The organism is Streptomyces sp. NPDC041796 (assembly GCF_055590785.1).
Genome location: NZ_JBVJAH010000004.1, coordinates 26,182 through 44,456, shown reverse-complemented (window position 1 = coordinate 44,456; position 18,275 = coordinate 26,182). Strand labels below are relative to the sequence as shown.

The following is an 18,275-nucleotide window of genomic DNA, read 5'->3' as shown; positions in this document are numbered from 1 at the left end:
GTGCGCGCCTCCCGGGAACGTCACACTTCCACCGCTCGCACCGCCCGGAGCATCCCCCCACTCGTCCCCACACACCCCCCATCCCCCCACCGCAGTACCGCTCCACACGCATCACCCCGTTCGTCTCGGGCCGTCCCCCGGGTCGTGCAGCCCACGCAGCATCCCAAATCCCGCAGTCTTTGCCCCCGGGCATGCGGGTGCCCCTTTGAACCTTGGGAGTAGGCACCATGACCCAGTCGTCAGTGGAGCCGAAGACCGTCGCCGAAGACGCGGGACCCGGTTCCCGCGTCCCCGCCGGACGGTCTTGGCTCGACCGGTACTTTCACATAACTCACAGAGGATCCACGGTCGCGCAGGAAGTGCGCGGCGGCGTCACGACCTTCATGGCCATGGCGTACATCCTCCTGCTCAACCCGCTGCTGCTCAGTGGCGCGGACGCGGCCGGAGACAAGCTCAGCCAGCCGGCCCTCATCACCGCCACCGCTCTCGCCGCAGCGGTCACCACTCTGGCGATGGGTTTCATCGGTAAGGTCCCGCTCGCCCTCGCGGCGGGCCTGAGTGTCGCGGGCGTCATCTCCACGCAGGTCGCCCCGGACATGACCTGGCCGCAGGCCATGGGCATGTGTGTCATCTACGGCGCCGTGATCTGCCTCCTGGTGGTCACCGGTGTCCGCGAGATCATCATGAACGCCATCCCGCTGGCGCTGAAGCACGGCATCACGATGGGCATCGGCCTCTTCATCGCGATCATCGGCTTCGTCAAGGCCGGCTTCGTCGGCCCGAGCGAGGTCGGCGGCCCCGTCACCCTCGGGGTCGGCGGTTCGCTCAGCGGCTGGCCGGTGGCGCTCTTCTGCTTCACCCTGTTGCTGATCTTCATGCTCCAGGCGCGCAAGATCCCCGGCGCGATCCTGATCGGCATCGTCGTCGGCACCGTCATCTCGGTCACCGCCACCGCCACCGGCCTGATCAAGGAATCGGCGTGGGGCGGTACGGCGCCGATCCTGCACGGCAGCCCCGTCTCCATGCCGGACTTCTCGCTCCTCGGCATGGTCGAGTTCGGCGGCTGGGAGGACCTCGGCTACACCACGGTCTCGATGATCGTCTTCACCCTGGTGCTGGCCGGCTTCTTCGACGCCATGGCGACGATCATCGCCGTGGGCCAGGAGGCCAAACTCGCCGACGCCCAGGGCCGTATGCCCGGCCTGAGCAAGGCACTGTTCATCGACGGCGCCGGCGGCGCGATCGGCGGTGTCTCCGGAGCCTCCGGTCAGACCGTCTTCATCGAGTCCGCCACGGGCGTCGGCGAGGGCGCGCGTACGGGCCTGTCGGCCTCGGTCACCGGCCTGTTCTTCGCCGCGTGCCTGTTCTTCACCCCGGTCACCCAGCTCGTACCCGGCCAGGTGGCGTCCGCCGCCCTGGTCGTCATCGGCGCCATGATGCTGCAGAACGCCCGGCACGTGGACTGGACCGACTGGTCCGTCGCCGTCCCCGTCTTCCTGACGGTCGTGCTGATGCCGTTCACGTACACCATCACCACCGGTGTCGGCGCGGGTGTCATCGCGTACTGCGCCATCAAGGCGGCGCAGGGCAAGTGGCGGGAGCCGAGCGTCCTGATGTGGGTGCTCTCCGCGGTGTTCATCTTCTACTTCGCCACGGGTACCGCGCACTGACGGGACCCCCTCACACATCCGCCATCTGTAAGGAGGCCGACATGCTGGACATCGCCGAGGAGCTTCACCGGTGGGTCGAGCAGGGACGTGACTTCGCCGTCGCCACCGTCGTGGCGGTCGGTGGCAGCGCGCCCCGGCAACCGGGCGCCGCACTCGCCGTCGACAGCGAGGGCACGGCGATCGGGTCGGTCTCCGGCGGATGTGTCGAGGGGGCCGTGTACGACCTGTGCCAACAGGCGCTGCGGGACGGCGACACCGTCCTGGAGCGCTTCGGCTACAGCGACGAGGACGCCTTCGCGGTCGGCCTGACCTGCGGCGGCGTCATCGACATCCTCGTCACCCCGGTCCGCGGCGGGGTCTTCCCCGCCGCGCTCGGGGCCGCCGCCGGAGGGGAGGCGGCGGCTCTGGCCCGGATCACCGACGGCCCGGCCGAGCTCATGGGCCGCGCCCTCCTCGTCCGGCCCGACGGCTCCTACGAGGGCGGCCTGGGCGGCCACCCCGAGCTGGACCGCACCGCGGCGGGCGAGGCCCGCGCCATGCTCGACGCCGGACGCACCGGCACGGTGACCATCGGCGAGGACGGCTCGCGCTGCGGGCAGCCGCTCACCCTGCTGGTCGAGTCCAGCGTGCCCGCCCCCCGCATGATCGTCTTCGGGGCGATCGACTTCGCGGCGGCCCTGGTACGGATCGGCAAGTTCCTCGGCTACCACGTCACCGTCTGCGACGCCCGCCCCGTCTTCGCGACGCCCGCCCGCTTCCCCGAGGCGGACGAGGTGGTCGTCCAGTGGCCGCACGAGTACCTGGCCGGCACCGACGTGGACGGCCGCACCGTGCTGTGCGTCCTCACCCACGACGCCAAGTTCGACGTCCCCCTGCTCGAACTGGCCCTCAAGCTTCCCGTCGCGTACATCGGCGCGATGGGCTCCCGACGCACCCACGAGGACCGCAACAAGCGCCTCCGCGAGGTCGGCGTCACGGAACTCGAACTGGCCCGGCTGCGCTCCCCGATCGGCCTCGACCTCGGCGCGCGCACCCCCGAGGAGACCGCCCTGTCGATCGGCGCGGAGATCGTCGCGGGCCGCCGCGGCGGCAGCGGGGTGTCCCTGACCGGCGCCCACACCCCCATCCACCACGACGGCCCCGACGCCGCCCCCGCGGGGCGCATCGGCTCGGTGGCCTGAGCCCCTCACCGCGGGGGGAAGCCCCCGGCCAAGGCGGCGGAAAACCCCCGTGACCTGTCCGTTATCCGGCGACTAGAGTCCGGCTCATGGACATCCGTGATGTGCCCGAGGCCCATGTGGACCGGGCCATGGAGCTCGTGTACCTGGTCTTCCACGACAACCCGGACGAGGAGAAGCGCAAGCACCACCGCGAGCTGGTGCTGCAGTGCGAGCGCATCGGCGCCTACGACGGCGACACCCTGGTCGGATTCGTCGCCGCCCACCGCTTCTCCCTCTCCGTACCCGGCGGCGAACTGCCCTGCCCCGGGCTCACGTTCGTCTCCGTCGCGCCCACCCACCGCCGGCGCGGTGTGCTCTCGGCGATGATCGCCGAGCTGTTCCGGCGCGCCGCACGGCTGGGCCGGCCGCTGGCCGCGCTCTGGGCGTCCGAGGACGCCATCTACGGCCGCTTCGGCTTCGGCCCCGCCACGGAGGGCCAGAGCGTCGAGATCGACTCGCGTCGCCCGCTCGCGCTGCGCATCGCGCCCGACGAGCGGCCCCTGCGGTTGATCGACCCGGCGGACGCCCCCGCGGTCGTCGGGCCGTACCTCGACGCCACCCGCGCCGCCCGCGCCGGCCGGATCGCCCGCGACGCGGAGCGCTGGAGCGGCGAGTGGCTGGTGGAGGAGGACGAGGAGGACGACGAACTGTCCCCGCCCCGGATCGTCGCCCTCGGCGATGACGATCAGCACATCGCCGGATACGCCGTCTACCGCACCAAGCCCGGCAACGACGACACCGGCACACCCGGCGTGGTCCGGGTCGACGAGCTGGAGGCGGACGACGCCGCCGCGGCCGCCGCCCTGTGGCGGTACGTGGCCTCCATCGACCTCACCGGCACGGTCCGCGCCTGGGGCCGCCCGCCGGACGACCCGCTGACGCTGTTCGCCGCCGACCGCGACCAGGTACGGATCACGGGCCGCTACCCCGGCCTGTGGGTCCGGCTGGTCGACGTCCGGGCGGCGCTCACCGGCCGCGCCTGGACCGCGCCCGTCGACGTCGTCCTGGAGGTCCGCGACGAGCGCATCGCGGCCAACACCGGCCGCTTCCGCCTCACCGCCGGCCCGCACCCCTGCTCGTACGAGCCGACCCGCGACGCCCCCGACCTCACCTTCGACGTCCGGGACCTGGCGGCCTGCTACCTGGGCGGCACGGAGGTGCGGCAGCTGGTCCGCGCGGGCCTCGTGGCGGAACACACCGAGGGCGCCGCGGCCCGGCTGGACGCGGCCCTGCGCACGGACCTGCTGCCGAACACGGGTGACGAGTTCTGACCCCCCGAGCAGTGCCCGCGGAGCGGTTCAAGCCGAGGGCGTCGGGAACTCGCCACATCCCCGGCGCAGGCCCGGCGGACCGGTGCGCGGAGCCCGCACAGCCGGGATGATGGTGCGTCCCGCGCAGTCCCCGCTGGATGCGATCGGAAAGGTGGTTTCCGTTGCGCACTGTCGGAGTGGAAGAGGAACTCCTCCTGGTGGACCCGCGGACGGGTGAGCCGCGCGCCCTGTCCACCGCGGTGCTGGCCGTCGCGGCCAGGGAGAGCCGGGGCAGGACCCACGCCTTCACCAAGGAGCTGCAGGGCCAGCAGCTTGAGTTCGCCACGCACCCGCAGACCGGCATGAAGGAGCTGGGCGCGGAGATAGAACGCTGGCGCGCCGAGGCCGCACGGCACGCGGCGCAGGCCGGGGCGGCGGTGGTGGCGCTCGCCACATCTCCGCTGCCCGCCGGCCCGGCCCTCACCGAGGGCAAGCGGTACCGCTGGATTCAGGAACACTTCGGCCTCACGGCCCTGGAACAGCTCACCTGCGGCTGCCACGTCCATGTGTCGGTGGAGTCCGACGAGGAGGGCGTCGGTGTCCTGGACCGGATCCGGCCGTGGCTGTCGGTCCTGCTCGCACTGAGTGCCAACTCCCCGTTCTGGCAGGGCCACGACAGCGGATACAACAGCTACCGCAGCCGGGTGTGGGGCCGCTGGCCCTCGGCCGGCCCCGTGGAGGTCTTCGGATCGGCGCGCCGTTACCACCAGCAGGTGCGCGACCTGATCGGCACCGGGGTCCTCCGCGACGAGGGCATGATCTACTTCGACGCCCGGCTCTCCCGTCACTATCCGACCGTCGAGGTCCGCGCCGCCGACGTATGTCTCGACGCGTCCACCACCACCCTCCTCGCCACCCTGACCCGTGGCCTGGTGGACACCGCGGCCCGTGAGTGGCGCGAGGGTGAACCACCTGCCCGTCACGGCGTCGGCCTGCTGCGCGCCGCGGCCTGGCGGGCCGGCCGCTCCGGCCTGGACGACGAGCTGATCCACCCGCTCACCATGCGCCCCGCCCCCGCCGACCGGGTCGTGTACGCCCTGCTCGGCCATGTCGAGCAGGCCCTCGACGAGAACGGCGACCTGGCCCACGCCCGCCAGAGCCTCGCCGAACTGCTCAGTGGCGGAAACGGCGCCCGCGTCCAGCGCATGCTGCTGCGCCGCACCGGGAGCCTGAGCGAGGTCGTCGCCGGCTGTGTGCGCCGCACCCAGGAGGGGCGGTACGCCGAGGACGTCCCCTACCCGTGACGGCCGCCCGGCCGACGGTGCGCGCCCCGCCGTTCGTGGTTCCTCGCGTCCGGGCCGCCCGGCCGATGGTGCGCGCCCCGCCGTTCGTGGTTCCTCGCGTCCGGGCCTCATGTTCGCGGCCCCTCGCCTGGAACGCCGTACCCGTGGGTACCCGTGGATCCCCTACAGGCGAAGGGAGCCGGTGTGGCGATCGAGAAGCGGGCCTTCGACATCGCGCGCCGTCTCGCCCGGCGGCGCTCCGCCCCCGCCCTCCACCCGCAGGGCCTGACCTGTACGGGCGTGCTGGACGTGCCCGGCGCCGGCGGCGACGCCGCACCGTTGGGCGTGCCGCTGCTCGACCGGCCGGGCCGGTACGAGGTGACCGTCCGGTGGTCGCGGGCGGCGGGGCTGCCGCCGCGGTGGCCGGACGGCCTGGGCCTGGCGGTGTGCGTCGAGGACGCGGGAGGGCCGGGCGTCCCGCTGGACCTGCTGCTGACCTCCAGCGGCACGGGCCGGCTGGGCCGCCATGTGCCCCGCCCCCGGCGCGACGCCCTGGCCGGGCCGTACTCCACTCTCCTGGCGTACCGGGTGGGCGACCGGGACCGGGTGATCCTGGCCGTCCCTGCCAGGACCCGCCACGCACGCGTCGGCCGCCGCCGGGTGCGCGGTGAACCGGTCGCGCTGCGCCGGGCACTGGACCGCGGCCCCATCCGCCTCGAGCTGCGCGCCGCCGCACCCGACGAACCCTGGCGGACTTTCGCGGTCCTGACCGCCGAGACCCCGGAGCCGTATCCGGAAGCCGCGACGCCCACCTACGACCCGTACCTCCACAGCCTTCCCGGGCTGCGCCCCACCCACCGGCTGCACGGCCTGCGCGCCGCCGCCTACAGCGGATCCCGCCACGGCCGCCAAGCGGTACCTATGGTTCCGCATGAATCGCCGGTCCGTGGGAAGGTGCCGGGGCGCCGGGACCGCCCCGGCGCCCCGTAGTCACCCGCGCCCCAGGAGTAACCCGTGTTCCCGCGCCACACCCTGCCCGGCTCGCCGATATACGACCAGCTCGTCGAGGAGCACGGAGACGTGCTCGACGAGGCGAGAAGGCTCGCCGAACGCACCCACCAGGAGGCCGAGCGGGTCCTGGCCTGGGACCTGGCCGCCTTCGGGGCGGACCAGCCGGAACAGCCCTGACCGCCGCCCGGTGCCGAACCGCCCGGAATGCCGGGATGTGTGACCTGATCCAGGCTGGATACGCGATCAGGCATACGAGAGCAGGAGCAGCACACGGGAGCCACGCCATGGGAACCGAAGACGCGATGGGCGACAACGTCTACCAGCCGGACGACGCCGAAGGCCGGGAGGATGACGGCATCCTCGACCCCGAGGACACCCTCTCCGACCGGGAGGCCGACCCCTACGACGAAGGGTGGTCCCCACCCGAACGGCCGCTCGCCGTCAACCACGTCGGCACCACGGCACGTGAGCAGCACGAGGGCGAGACCCTCGACCAGCGGCTCGCCGAGGAGGTGCCCGACCCGGCCCTGGGGGAGCCCGACGACTCCAACGGCATCGGCGACCTCCCGGGCGGCGACGGCGAGCCCATCGACGACCAGGTCGGCCGTGACCGCTCCGGCCGGCTCGTCGCCCCCGACGAAGGGGTGCGGACGGACGACGAGAAGGACGTCGTCGCCCGGGACGTCGGAATCGCCGGAGCCGCGGCGTCCGCCGAGGAGGCCGCCATGCACACGGTGCCCGACGAGGCCGACGAGACCCTCTGATGAGCGCCGCGCACCAGCCACCGGAGCCGCCCCCGCACCCCCGCCACGCCGCCGACACCCGGTCGCGCATCGCCCTCCGGGTGAACGGGGAGTCCCACGATCTCACCGTCGACCACCGGACCACCCTGCTGGACGTCCTGCGTGAGCGTCTCGGCCTGACCGGGGCCAAGAAGGGCTGCGACCACGGGCAGTGCGGGGCGTGCACCGTGCTCGTGGACGGGCGGCGCGCCAACAGCTGCCTGCTCCTCGCTGTCGCCCAGGACGGAGCCGAGGTCATCACCGTGGAGGGCCTGGCGGCGGGCGGTGAGCTGCACCCCCTCCAGCAGGCATTCCTCGACCGGGACGCCTTCCAGTGCGGCTACTGCACCCCCGGCCAGCTCTGTTCGGCCGTCGGTGTGTTCGCCGAGGCCGCCGCCGGGCACCCCTCCCACGTCACCGACCCCGCCCGGCCGTCCGGCCAGGGCCCCGTGGAACTCACGCCCGCCGAGATCCGCGAACGGCTGAGCGGCAACCTCTGCCGCTGCGGTGCCTACCCGAACGTCGTCGCCGCCGTGGAGGACGTGACCCGGTGAAGCCCTACGCCTACGTACGCGCCGCAAGCGTCGAGGAGGCCGCCGCCGCCCACGCGGCCCGCCCCGGCGCCCGCTACCTCGCCGGCGGCACCAACCTCGTCGACCTGATGAAGCACGGGGTCGAGACCCCCGACGTCCTCGTCGACGTCAGCCGCCTGCCACTCGACACCGTCGAGGAACTGCCCGACGGGGGCCTGCGCATCGGCGCGACCGTACGCAACAGCGACCTCGCCGCCCACCCCCTCGTACGCGACCGGTATCCCGTCCTGTCGGAGGCACTGCTCGCCGGGGCGTCCGGCCAGCTCCGCAACATCGCCACCACCGGCGGCAACCTGCTCCAGCGAACCCGGTGCCCCTACTTCCAGGACACCGCCAAGCCCTGCAACAAGCGCGAGCCCGGCACCGGCTGCGGCGCCCGCGACGGGATCCACCGCGACCACGCCGTGCTCGGCCACTCCCCGCACTGCATCGCCACGCACCCCTCCGACATGGCCGTGGCCCTCTCCGCCCTCGACGCCACCGTCGAGCTGCACGGCCCGGACGGCGAACGGACCGTGCCGGTGACCGAGTTCCACCGGCTGCCCGGCGACCACCCGGAGCGGGACACCGTGATCCGGCCCGGCGAGCTGATCACCGCGGTCGTCGTGCCGTCCACCGCTGCGGGCCTGCCGTCCGCGTACCGCAAGGCCCGCGACCGCGCCTCGTACGCCTTCGCCCTCGCCTCCGTCGCCGCCGTCCTCGACGTGGCCGAGGACGGGACCGTACGCCACGTGGGCCTGGCGTTCGGCGGCCTCGCCCACCGGCCGTGGCGGGCCCGGCTCACCGAGACCGCGCTGCTCGGCACCGCACCCACCGAGCACCACATCACCCACGCGGTGGACGCCGAACTCGGACTGGCGCAACCGCTGCGGGACAACGCCTTCAAGGTGCCGCTCGCCCACAACCTGGCCTGCCGCGTCCTGACCGAACTGGCCGCCCGCCCCTGAACCGGAAGACCACGATGCACTCCACCCGGACCCGGACCCGTATCCCGCCCGCGCCCGCCCCCGCCCTGGGCGCCGCCGCCGAGCGCCTCGAAGGGCGCGACAAGGTGACCGGAGCCGCCCACTACGCCACCGAGCTGGCCCACACCCCGCCCGACTGCGCCTACGCCTGGCCCGTCCCCGCGACCATCGCCCGGGGCCGGGTCACCGCCGTCGACACGGCCGCCGCCCTCGCCCTCCCGGGCACCCTCGCCGTCCTCACCCCGGACACGGCACCCCGCCTCGGTGAGGCCGACGACCCGACGCTGGCCGTACTGCAGAACGACGCCGTGCCGCACCGCGGCTGGTACGTCGCCCTCGCCGTGGCGGAGACGCTGGAGGACGCCCGGGCCGCGGCGGCGGCCGTCCGCGTCACCTACGCCGGCGAACCGCACGACGTCACCCTCACCGAGGACGCCCCCGGCGCCTACCGCCCCGACACCGCCAACGGCGGCGAGCCCGCCCGCCGCGAGCGCGGTGACGCCGAGGCGGCCTTCGCCGCCGCGCCCGTACGCGTGGACGCCACGTACCGGCTCCCACCACTGCACAACCACCCGATGGAGCCGCACGCCGCCTACGCCCGGTGGGACGGCGAAGGCGCCGGGGCCCACCTGACGGTGTACGACTCCAGCCAGGGCGCGAATCCGGTGCGCGCCGTCCTCGCCGCCCTCTTCCGCCTCCCCAAGGACCGGGTCACGGTGGTCTCCGAGCACGTCGGCGGCGGGTTCGGCGCCAAGGGCACACCCCGCCCGCACGTCGTGCTCGCCGCGATGGCCGCCCGCCACACCGGCCGCCCCGTGAAACTCGCCCTGCCCCGGGGCCACCTCGCGGCCGTCGTCGGGCACCGCGCGCCGACCATCCAGCGCGTCCGGCTCGGCGCCGAGCCGGACGGCACCCTCATCAGCGTCTGCCACGAGGTCACCACCCAGACCTCACGCGTCAAGGAGTTCGTCGAACAGGCCGGCGTCCCCGCCCGCGTCATGTACGCCTCGCCGCACAGCCTCACCGACCACCATGTCGTCCCCCTCGACGTCCCGAGCCCTTCCTGGATGCGCGCCCCGGGCGAGGCGAGCGGCATGTACGCGCTGGAGTCGGCGATGGACGAACTCGCCGGCACCCTCGGCATCGACCCCGTCGAGCTGCGCGTACGCAACGAGCCCGCCACCGAACCGGACAGCGGCCTGCCCTTCAGCAGCCGCAACCTCGTCGCCTGCCTCCGCGAGGGCGCCCGCCGCTTCGGCTGGTCCGACCGCGACCCGCGCCCCGCCGTGCGCCGCGAGGGCCACTTCCTCACCGGCACCGGAGTCGCCGCCGCCACCTACCCCGTGCTGGTCTCCCCGTCCACGGCCACCGTCACCGCGCTCCACGACGGCGGTTATGAGGTACGCGTCAACGCCACCGACATCGGCACCGGCGCCCGGACCGTCCTCGCCCAGATCGCCGCCGACACGCTGGGTGTCGCCCTCGGCTCCGTGACCATCGGCATCGGCAGCACCCGCCTCCCGCGCGCTCCCCTCGCGGGCGGCTCGTCCGGCACCGCCTCCTGGGGCTGGGCCGTGCATCAGGCGTCCGTCCGCCTGGCCGAGCGGCTGGCCGGACACGTGGGTCCACTGCCCGTCGAGGGCCTGTCCGCCTCCGCCGACACCACCGAGGAGGCCCAGCGGACGCCGCCCTTCGCCCGGCACGCCTTCGGCGCCCACTTCGCGGAGGTCCAGGTCGACACCGGCACCGGAGAGGTACGGGTGCGGCGGCTGCTCGGCGTGTACGCCGCCGGGCGGATTCTCAACCCGCGCACCGCCCGCTCCCAGTTCATCGGCGCCATGACCATGGGCCTGGGCATGGCCCTGACCGAGCACAGCACCCTGGACCCGGCCTTCGGCGACTTCGCCGAGCGGGACCTCGCCTCGTACCACGTACCGAGCAATGCCGACGTGCCGGACATCGACGCCCACTGGGTCGACGAGGACGATCCCCACCTCAACCCGATGGGCAGCAAGGGCATCGGCGAGATCGGCATCGTCGGCACCCCGGCCGCCATCGGCAACGCCCTCCACCACGCCACCGGTGTCCGCTTCAGGGAGCTGCCGCTGACCCCCGACCGGGTGCTGACGGCCCTGTCGTAGCCCGTAGGGTGGGTGACCGTGCCGCCGTCCTCCCAGCCCGTCACGGACTTCCGTCCCGTGCTCGACCGCATCGCCGCCGACATCGCCGCCACCCCCGGCCGCGGCCGCCCCGCCGACTACATCCCCCTGCTCGCCGAGGCCGACCCCAACCGCTTCGGCATGGCCGTCGCCGAGCTGGACGGCACCGTGTACGGGGTGGGGGACTGGCAGCAGCCGTTCTCGGCCCAGTCCATCACCAAGGTCTTCACCCTCGCCCTCGTCCTGGCGATGGACGGCGAAGCGCTGTGGGAGGGCGTCGGGCGCGAGCCGTCCGGCAACCCGTTCAACTCGCTGGTGCAGCTCGAGTACGAGAACGGCATCCCCCGCAACCCGTTCATCAACGCGGGCGCCCTCGTCGTCACCGACCGCCTCCAGGCCCTGACCGGCGACGCCTCCGGCAGCCTGCTGGACTTCCTCCGTGCCGAGAGCGGCAACCCCGCCCTGGCCTTCGACGAGAAGGTCGCCGCCTCCGAGACCGCCCACGGCGATCGCAACGCCGCCCTCGCCCACTTCATGGCCTCGTACGGCAACATCACCAGCCCGGTGCCCGCCCTGCTCGACCAGTACTTCCGCCAGTGCTCGGTGGAGGCGTCCTGCGCCGACCTGGCCCTGGCCGCCGGTTTCCTCGCCCGGCACGGCATACGGGCCGACGGCTCCACGCTGCTCACCCGCAGCCAGGCCAAACAGATCAACGCGGTGATGCTGACGTGCGGGACGTACGACGCGGCGGGCGACTTCGCCTACCGCGTCGGCCTGCCCGGCAAGAGCGGCGTCGGCGGCGGCATCATCGCCGTCGTCCCCGGCCGCTGCACCCTGTGCGTATGGAGCCCGGGCCTGGACCGGCGCGGCAACTCGGTGGCCGGAGTGGCCGCCCTGGACCGCTTCACGACGCTCACCGGACTCTCGGTGTTCTGATCACCCCACGGCGATCCGGGCGAAGCGGCCCGCGACCGCCAGGTCCGCCTCGATGCGGTCGGCCGCCGACCGCAGCTCCGGCAGCAGCTCGTCCACGCACTGCGCGGCGGTGCGGCGGACACGGTGCATGGCGACGTTGACCGCCGCGACCACCGTTCCGGCGCGGTCGCGGACCGGTACGGCGAGGGAGCGCAGCCCCTCCTCCAGTTCCTCGTCGACCAGGGCGTACCCGGAACGCGCGACCGACTCCAGGATCCCGGCGAGCCGGTCGGGGTCGGTGACGGTGTGCGGGGTGAGCGGGAGAAGCCCGGTGCGGGCCAGCCGCTCGGCGCGCTCCCGCGGTGACAGCGCGGCCAGCATCACCCGGCCCATCGAGGTCGCGTAGGCGGGGAAGCGCGTCCCTACGGTGATGTTGACGCTCATGATGCGGCTGGTCGCGACGCGGGCGGTGTACTGGATGTCGTTGCCCGCCAGCACCGCCAGCGACGCCGAGTCGTGCACCCGCGTGGCCAGTGCCGCCAGGTGGGGCGCCGCGATGGCCGACAGGGTGACACGGGACAGCGGGGGATACCCGAGGTCCAGGACGCGCGGGGTGAGCCGGAACGTCCGCTCGTGCGCCGTGACGTACCCGAGGTGCTCCCATGTGATCAGTGCGCGCCGCGCGGTGGCGCGGGCCAGGCCCGTCGCCTCCGCGACCGCGGTGAGCGTCAGGGCGTCCCGCCCCTCGCCGAACGCCGGCAGCACGGTGAGCCCCCGGGCCAGCGACTCGATGAAGCCGCGGCCCAGTTCCCGCTTGGACGCGGCCGTCCGGGCCGCCGGCCCGTCGGGCGCGGCGGCCGGGGCGGGCGGCCGGGCCTCGCTCAGGTCCCGTTCCATGTCGTCGGCGGCCGCGCGCAGCCGGGGCAGCGCCGCGTCCCGCAGCGACGCCGCGCTGTGGCGGCTGGTGTGGCTCACCACGCTCACGGCGCACGCCACCCGCCCGTCGGGCGCGTGGACCGGTACGGCGAGGGAGACCAGGCCCGGCTCGATGCCCTGGTCGTCGAGCGCCCAGCCACGCTCCCGCGCCTCGGCGGCCAGCCGCTCGAACCCCTCGCCGTACGGCCGGGCCGGCGGCGGTACGGCGGGGAAGCCCCGGCCGTCAGGGTCGGCGGTGCGGCGCCGGTGCCACCGCGTCCACTCCGGCTGCGTCCAGTGGGCGGCGAACAGCGGCCCCGGGCCGGTGCGTTCGGCGGGCAGCAGGTCGCCGATACGGAAGCTGAGGGACATGGCGCGGCGCCGGGTCGCCTGGTGGATGAAGCGGATGCCGTCCCGGTCGGGGACCGCGAGGGACACCGACTCGTCCAGCTCGTCGGCGAGGTGCTCGGCGCGGGCGCCGAGCAGGTCGGGGAGGCGGATCGCGGCCAGGTAGGCGTTGCCAAGCTCCATCAGGCGCGGGGCGAGGGTGACGTCACGGCCGTCGAGGCGGACGTACCCCATGCGCGCGAGCGTGGCGGTGACCCGGTCGACGGTGGCGCGGGCGAGGCCGGTGGCCCGCTCCAGCTCGCTCGGGCTGAGCGTCCCGGCGGCGTCGGTGAGCGCGCGCAGGACGGTGATGCCCCGCATCAGGGGGGCGACGGCCTCGGGAGGCGTGTCCACGGAAGTGGGGGCAGGCATCGGGTCTCCGTCGGTCGGTCTCCGTCGGTCGGCGAGGAACTCGGGCGTGACGGCGTGCGGCACCGGCGCGCACTCACCCCGCCCATGTGTGAAGGTTACTTCACTGTGCGAACCACCCGTCGGGGGGAGTCCGGTCGGCAATGGCCAATACGGGTGACGTATGCAGCGCTGTACGGGTGCAAAGCGGGCGGCGCCGGGGCGTGACTGCGTAGCGTTCCGGAGGGCGGTAAGGGGGCACTTTGCCGCGCGTCCTGCCCGTGCGTGTGCGATGACGAGGATTCGTATGGTGACAACGACGGAGCCGGTCGCCCCGGTACCGGTGGCGGGACGCGGCCGCGGCCGCGTCGTGGTCGAATGGCTGACCACGACGGATCACAAGAAGATCGGACACCTCTACCTGGTCACGTCGTTCGCGTTCTTCCTCTTCGCCGGCGCGCTCGCCATGCTGATGCGCGCCGAACTCGCCCGTCCGGGCCTCCAGTTGATCTCCGCCGAGCAGTACAACCAGGCGTTCACGCTGCACGGCACCGTGATGCTGCTGCTGTTCGCCACGCCCACCTTCGCGGGCTTCGCCAACGCCGTCATGCCCTTGCAGATCGGCTCCCCGGACGTGGCTTTCCCACGGCTCAACATGTTCTCGTACTGGCTGTTCCTCTTCGGCGGCCTCATCGTCGTCGCCGGCCTGCTGACCCCCGACGGAAGCGCCGACTACGGCTGGACGGCCTACGCGCCCCTCAACCGGCTCGAACGCACCCCGAGCATCGGCGCCGACATGTGGATCATGGGGCTCGCGCTCTCCGGATTCGGCACGATCCTCGGCGCGGTCAACTTCATCACCACCATCATCGGTATGCGCGCACCCGGTATGACGATGTTCCGCATGCCCGTCTTCACCTGGAACGTCCTGCTCACCTCCGTTCTGGTGCTGCTGGCCTTCCCGGTGCTCGCCGCCGCGCTCCTCTGCCTGGAGTCCGACCGCCGCTTCGGCTCCCACGTCTTCGACGGCGCCAACGGCGGAGCCCTCCTGTGGCAGCACCTCTTCTGGTTCTTCGGCCACCCCGAGGTGTACATCCTGGCGCTGCCGTTCTTCGGAGTGGTGACCGAAATCCTCCCCGTCTTCTCCCGCAAGCCGCTGTTCGGCTACATCGGACTGATCGGCGCCACCATCGCCATCACCGGCCTGTCCGTCGTGGTGTGGGCGCACCACATGTTCGCCACCGGCGCGGTGCTCCTGCCGTTCTTCTCCCTCCTGAGTTTTCTCATCGCCGTGCCCACCGGTGTGAAGTTCTTCAACTGGATCGGCACGCTGTGGAGAGGCTCCCTCACCTTCGAGACCCCGATGCTGTGGGCCGTCGGATTCCTCGTCACCTTCCTCTTCGGCGGCCTGACCGGCGTCATCCTGGCCTCGCCCCCGATGGACTTCCACGTCACCGACTCGTACTTCGTCGTCGGCCACTTCCACTACGTACTCTTCGGCACCATCGTCTTCGCGATGTTCGCCGGATTCCACTTCTGGTGGCCCAAGATGACCGGCACCATGCTCGACGAGCGCCTCGGGAAGATCCACTTCTGGACCCTGCTCGTCGGCTTCCACCTGACCTTCCTCGTCCAGCACTGGCTGGGCGCCGAAGGCATGCCCCGCAGGTACGCCGACTACCTCGCCGTCGACGGATTCACCGCCCTGAACACCCTGTCGTCACTCGGCTCGTTCCTGCTCGGCCTGTCGACCCTGCCGTTCCTCTACAACGTCTGGAAGACCGCCCGGCACGGCAAGCGCGTCGACGTCGACGACCCATGGGGCTACGGCCGTTCCCTGGAGTGGGCCACCTCCTGCCCGCCGCCCCGCCACAACTTCACGACGCTGCCCCGCATCCGCTCCGAGTCACCCGCCTTCGACCTGCACCACCCCGCCATCGCCGACCTCCAGAAGGCGGACACCGGCGGCCGCCGGGACGTCGTCGAACCCGGCCGCGGCGTCGCGTCACCGCCCGGCCGCCCCGACGAGCGGGGCGAGGGCCACGCCTGAGAGCCGTCAGCCACCGTGCGCGGCGCTCAGCGTCCGCACCACCTCGTCGTCGGTGAGCTGGGCGAAGTCGTCGTACCACTGCCCCACGGCCTCGAAGTGCGGCGGCTGGTACAGGTACACGATCTCGTCCGCCTCCCCGCGCAGGGCCGAGACCGCCTGCCCGGAACACACCGGTACGGCCAGCAGCAGATGAGCCGGGGCGGCGGCCCGCACGGCACGCAGCGCGGCCCGGGCGGTCACACCCGTCGCCAGACCGTCGTCGACGACCACGACGGTCCGCCCACCGAGCACCGGCGCCGGCCGGCCGCCACGGTACAGCTCCTCCCGGCGGCGCAGCTCCGCCCGCTCCGCCTCGACCCGGACGCTCAGCCGCGCGGGCGTGAGATCGAGCACCGCGAGCGCCCGCTCGTCGTAGATCGGCGGCTGGTCCCCGACGAGCGCACCGATCCCGACCTCCGGGTTGTAGGGCGCGCCGATCTTGCGGACGACGAGGACGTCCAGCGGCGCGTGCAGCGCCCCGGCGATCTCGTCCGCCACGGGCACGCCCCCACGCGGCAGCGCCAGTACGACGGGGTCGTCCAGCCGTCCCTGCCGCTGCCGCTCGACAAGACGGGCGGCCAGTTCACGGCCCGCCTCCCTGCGGTCCTGGAAACGCATCGTGCTGCCTCGCTTCCGTCACGTGCACGGGGACCCCGGCCGGCCCCCACGCCGAGTACCCCGCCCCCCGACCGGCGCACACACCCGTACGTGGAGGCGGACGTCCGGTCCCGGCGTGGGGTCCGGCCGCCGGAATTACGCCCTGGAAGTGCCGGCCCTGACGCGGAAGCGGGCCGTCGTCCCGTCCTCGCTCCAGCGCTCCAGGCCCGCCTTCTCCAGGACTCGGACCGACGCCCGGTTCGCCGGCTCGACCGTCGCGCACACCGTGTGCACGCCCGGAGCGGTCAGGGCGTGCGCCACCAGCGCCCGGGTGGCCTCCGAGGCGTAGCCCCGGCCCCGCCGGGAGGCGACGACGCCGTAACCGACCTCCAGTACACCGTCGTTCGGCGGCCAGAACAGGCCGATGGAGCCGACGACCAGGCCGCCGGCCCGCTCGATGATCAGGCGCTGGCCGTACACGCCGAGGCTCCCGGGACGCTCGCCGATGAAGCCGGCGATGACGCGGTCGCCCTCGGCGGGGAAGTCCTCCGCCCAGTGGGGGAGGCGGGTGCCGTCGAGCACGGCGGTGAGGTCACCGGCCGGCCACGTCCGCAGCACGAGACGGTCGGTGATCAGATCGATGGGGAAGGAACCGGTGGGGGAACCGGTGGGGAAAGCAGACACGCGACACTCCTGGTCATGGTGAGGTGACCGGGTGGCGTTCCCGCCGGCTGTCGCCGTACGCCGACCCGGACGTGGGCATGCTGATGAAGCGCCTGGCGGGCCATATTCATCAACCTCCCTCGTCGGAGCCGGTTGATCGATGATCTTACAAGGAGGGCCTGTCGGTCGGGACGCCGTCTCCCATCGGTTTTCGCCTTGCCCGGCCTCCTCGTCGGCGAGCCGCCGATCCGGACCACTCGTCAGCGGTCTGTTCCTCCCCGAAAGGCGTCGTCATCTTCCGGCGGCGGGCAGCCGGTGCCACCAGTGACCGCATCCGCCGGAGCAGAAGCGGTCGCGGCGCCGCTCGTCCGCGACCGCGAGCACCGCGACCAGCAGCCGGAACGCCTTACGGCGTTCATCGACGGGGGTAAGGCCGGCGATCTTCCCCAGTTGCTGATCGATCGGGCCGCGGGTGATCAGAACCGCAGGCGTGTGCGTCGAACGCAGCCCGGCACGGCGGATGCTCTCCGGTCCGTCTTCGGTGACGGCGCGGGCCTGTACGCAGTGATGGCGCAGGAACAGGAGTACCTCGGACTGCTCCTCCTGGCCGAGGGTGTCGAACCACTCGACGCCCTGAGACATCGGGCGCAGGCCTTGGGCGAGTTCGTTGAGGATGATGTCTCGCTTGGTCATGGTCGGATCCCGCTGTCCGGAGGGGTGAAGGCCTCAGCGGTCTCGTCGGCGAAGGCGCAAGCCTGCCAGACAGCCCGTCGGCAGTCCTGCGGGTCGAGGGCCGCCACGGCCCGGGCTTCGAGCCACCGGTCCCAGGGACCGCCCGGGGCGAGGAACCGCGACGCGGACTCGCAGCCGAGCACGTCATCGAGATACAGGAGCGTCCCCAGGGCGATGGCCTGGTCGTAGTCCAGGTCGGGACGCGACAAGTAGTGATCAAGGTAGGCGCTGAGCAGCTCGGCATCCGCTGCGGTGCCGAACCTGGCAAGGGCGACGCAGTACGCCACGCCCGCGTACGGACCCTGACTGGCCAGCAGGAGCTGGCCGATGAGGTCGCGGAACTCGGTTCTGCGGGTCACTGCGACCAGCCAGGCGGCCGTCTTGCGCTCGCGCCAGCCACCTTCGAAGAGGACGCCGAGTTCCGTGGGAGTGATCTCGTGGGCAGCCTGCGCCAGATCCCGCACAAACGCGGAGCGCTCGGCCGGACTCAGCCGCTGAAGGCTCCCACCCAACCGGAGGTATCGCCGACCAGGCGTGACGAACCGCCGAACCAAACGCTGCAACTCGGGATCGCTCCGGATATCACGCACAGGCGCATCCTGGCCCAGGGCGAGACGCATGTGCCACAGGTTTGCCTCCGGGATGTCCGGTCCGTCAGGCGGCTGCCAGGGCCGCGTTCCGGGTGACGGCGGGTGA

The 18,275-nt window shown here is 72.9% G+C and carries 17 protein-coding genes; 12 read left to right on the top strand and 5 right to left on the bottom strand.

The features are described 5' to 3' along the window. The first annotated feature begins 227 nt into the window (after positions 1–227). From ACZ6C1_RS08805 to ACZ6C1_RS08755, 11 genes are all read left to right on the top strand, one after another. Entirely contained in the window at positions 228–1,670 is a 1,443-nt protein-coding gene (locus ACZ6C1_RS08805) for an NCS2 family permease (protein ID WP_469239163.1), read from the top strand. 41 nt (positions 1,671–1,711) lie between these two features. Then, positions 1,712–2,851: an XdhC family protein gene (locus ACZ6C1_RS08800; RefSeq protein ID WP_469239161.1), complete on the top strand. Its 1,140-nt coding sequence runs from the start codon at positions 1,712–1,714 to the stop codon at positions 2,849–2,851. A gap of 86 nt (positions 2,852–2,937) precedes the next feature. Further along, positions 2,938–4,161, top strand: coding sequence for a GNAT family N-acetyltransferase (locus ACZ6C1_RS08795; RefSeq protein WP_469239159.1), 1,224 nt, complete (start codon positions 2,938–2,940; stop codon positions 4,159–4,161). A 161-nt stretch (positions 4,162–4,322) separates the two neighbouring features. Continuing rightward, complete coding sequence (locus ACZ6C1_RS08790; RefSeq protein ID WP_469239157.1) at positions 4,323–5,444, top strand: glutamate--cysteine ligase; 1,122 nt, start codon at positions 4,323–4,325, stop codon at positions 5,442–5,444. Between the two features lie 183 nt (positions 5,445–5,627). Continuing rightward, positions 5,628–6,413 carry a phosphodiesterase gene (locus ACZ6C1_RS08785; protein ID WP_469239155.1) on the top strand — a complete coding sequence of 262 codons (786 nt, stop codon included), beginning with the start codon at positions 5,628–5,630 and terminating at the stop codon, positions 6,411–6,413. 24 nt (positions 6,414–6,437) lie between these two features. Continuing rightward, positions 6,438–6,611, top strand: coding sequence for a hypothetical protein (locus ACZ6C1_RS08780; RefSeq protein WP_469239153.1), 174 nt, complete (start codon positions 6,438–6,440; stop codon positions 6,609–6,611). A 107-nt stretch (positions 6,612–6,718) separates the two neighbouring features. Further along, entirely contained in the window at positions 6,719–7,198 is a 480-nt protein-coding gene (locus tag ACZ6C1_RS08775; protein WP_469239151.1) for a DUF5709 domain-containing protein, read from the top strand. Next, a complete protein-coding gene (locus ACZ6C1_RS08770; protein WP_469239149.1) occupies positions 7,198–7,770 on the top strand; it encodes a 2Fe-2S iron-sulfur cluster-binding protein in 573 nt (190 codons plus the stop codon). The genes ACZ6C1_RS08775 and ACZ6C1_RS08770 overlap by 1 nt, the downstream gene beginning before the upstream one ends. Further along, a complete protein-coding gene (locus tag ACZ6C1_RS08765; protein WP_469239147.1) occupies positions 7,767–8,756 on the top strand; it encodes an FAD binding domain-containing protein in 990 nt (329 codons plus the stop codon). Before ACZ6C1_RS08770 ends, ACZ6C1_RS08765 begins: the two co-directional genes overlap by 4 nt. A 14-nt stretch (positions 8,757–8,770) precedes the next feature. Beyond that, complete coding sequence (locus tag ACZ6C1_RS08760; RefSeq protein WP_469239146.1) at positions 8,771–10,915, top strand: xanthine dehydrogenase family protein molybdopterin-binding subunit; 2,145 nt, start codon at positions 8,771–8,773, stop codon at positions 10,913–10,915. 18 nt (positions 10,916–10,933) lie between these two features. After that, positions 10,934–11,869 carry a glutaminase gene (locus tag ACZ6C1_RS08755; protein ID WP_469239144.1) on the top strand — a complete coding sequence of 312 codons (936 nt, stop codon included), beginning with the start codon at positions 10,934–10,936 and terminating at the stop codon, positions 11,867–11,869. Here ACZ6C1_RS08755 and ACZ6C1_RS08750 read toward each other — a convergent pair whose 3' ends face one another. Continuing rightward, the gene (locus ACZ6C1_RS08750; RefSeq protein ID WP_469239142.1) at positions 11,870–13,522 is read right to left on the bottom strand and encodes an IclR family transcriptional regulator domain-containing protein; all 1,653 of its coding nucleotides are present in this window, start codon (positions 13,520–13,522) and stop codon (positions 11,870–11,872) included. It abuts the gene before it with no gap. A 283-nt stretch (positions 13,523–13,805) separates the two neighbouring features. Between ACZ6C1_RS08750 and ctaD the strand changes: the two genes are divergently transcribed. Then, on the top strand, positions 13,806–15,548 hold the full coding sequence (gene ctaD, locus ACZ6C1_RS08745) for an aa3-type cytochrome oxidase subunit I (RefSeq protein WP_469239140.1): 1,743 nt from the start codon (positions 13,806–13,808) through the stop codon (positions 15,546–15,548). A gap of 6 nt (positions 15,549–15,554) precedes the next feature. Here the strand turns inward: ctaD and ACZ6C1_RS08740 are convergent, their stop codons facing one another. The 4 genes from ACZ6C1_RS08740 to ACZ6C1_RS08725 all read right to left on the bottom strand — a co-directional run bounded on the left by ACZ6C1_RS08740 (position 15,555) and on the right by ACZ6C1_RS08725 (position 18,199). Continuing rightward, a complete protein-coding gene (locus tag ACZ6C1_RS08740; RefSeq protein ID WP_469239138.1) occupies positions 15,555–16,205 on the bottom strand; it encodes a phosphoribosyltransferase in 651 nt (216 codons plus the stop codon). Positions 16,206–16,340: 135 nt separating this feature from the next. Beyond that, entirely contained in the window at positions 16,341–16,868 is a 528-nt protein-coding gene (locus ACZ6C1_RS08735; protein ID WP_469239136.1) for a GNAT family N-acetyltransferase, read from the bottom strand. A 270-nt stretch (positions 16,869–17,138) separates the two neighbouring features. Further along, entirely contained in the window at positions 17,139–17,540 is a 402-nt protein-coding gene (locus ACZ6C1_RS08730) for a DUF5958 family protein (protein ID WP_469239134.1), read from the bottom strand. After that, positions 17,537–18,199: a DUF6000 family protein gene (locus ACZ6C1_RS08725; RefSeq protein WP_469239132.1), complete on the bottom strand. Its 663-nt coding sequence runs from the start codon at positions 18,197–18,199 to the stop codon at positions 17,537–17,539. The genes ACZ6C1_RS08730 and ACZ6C1_RS08725 overlap by 4 nt, the downstream gene beginning before the upstream one ends. Positions 18,200–18,275 lie beyond the last annotated feature (76 nt).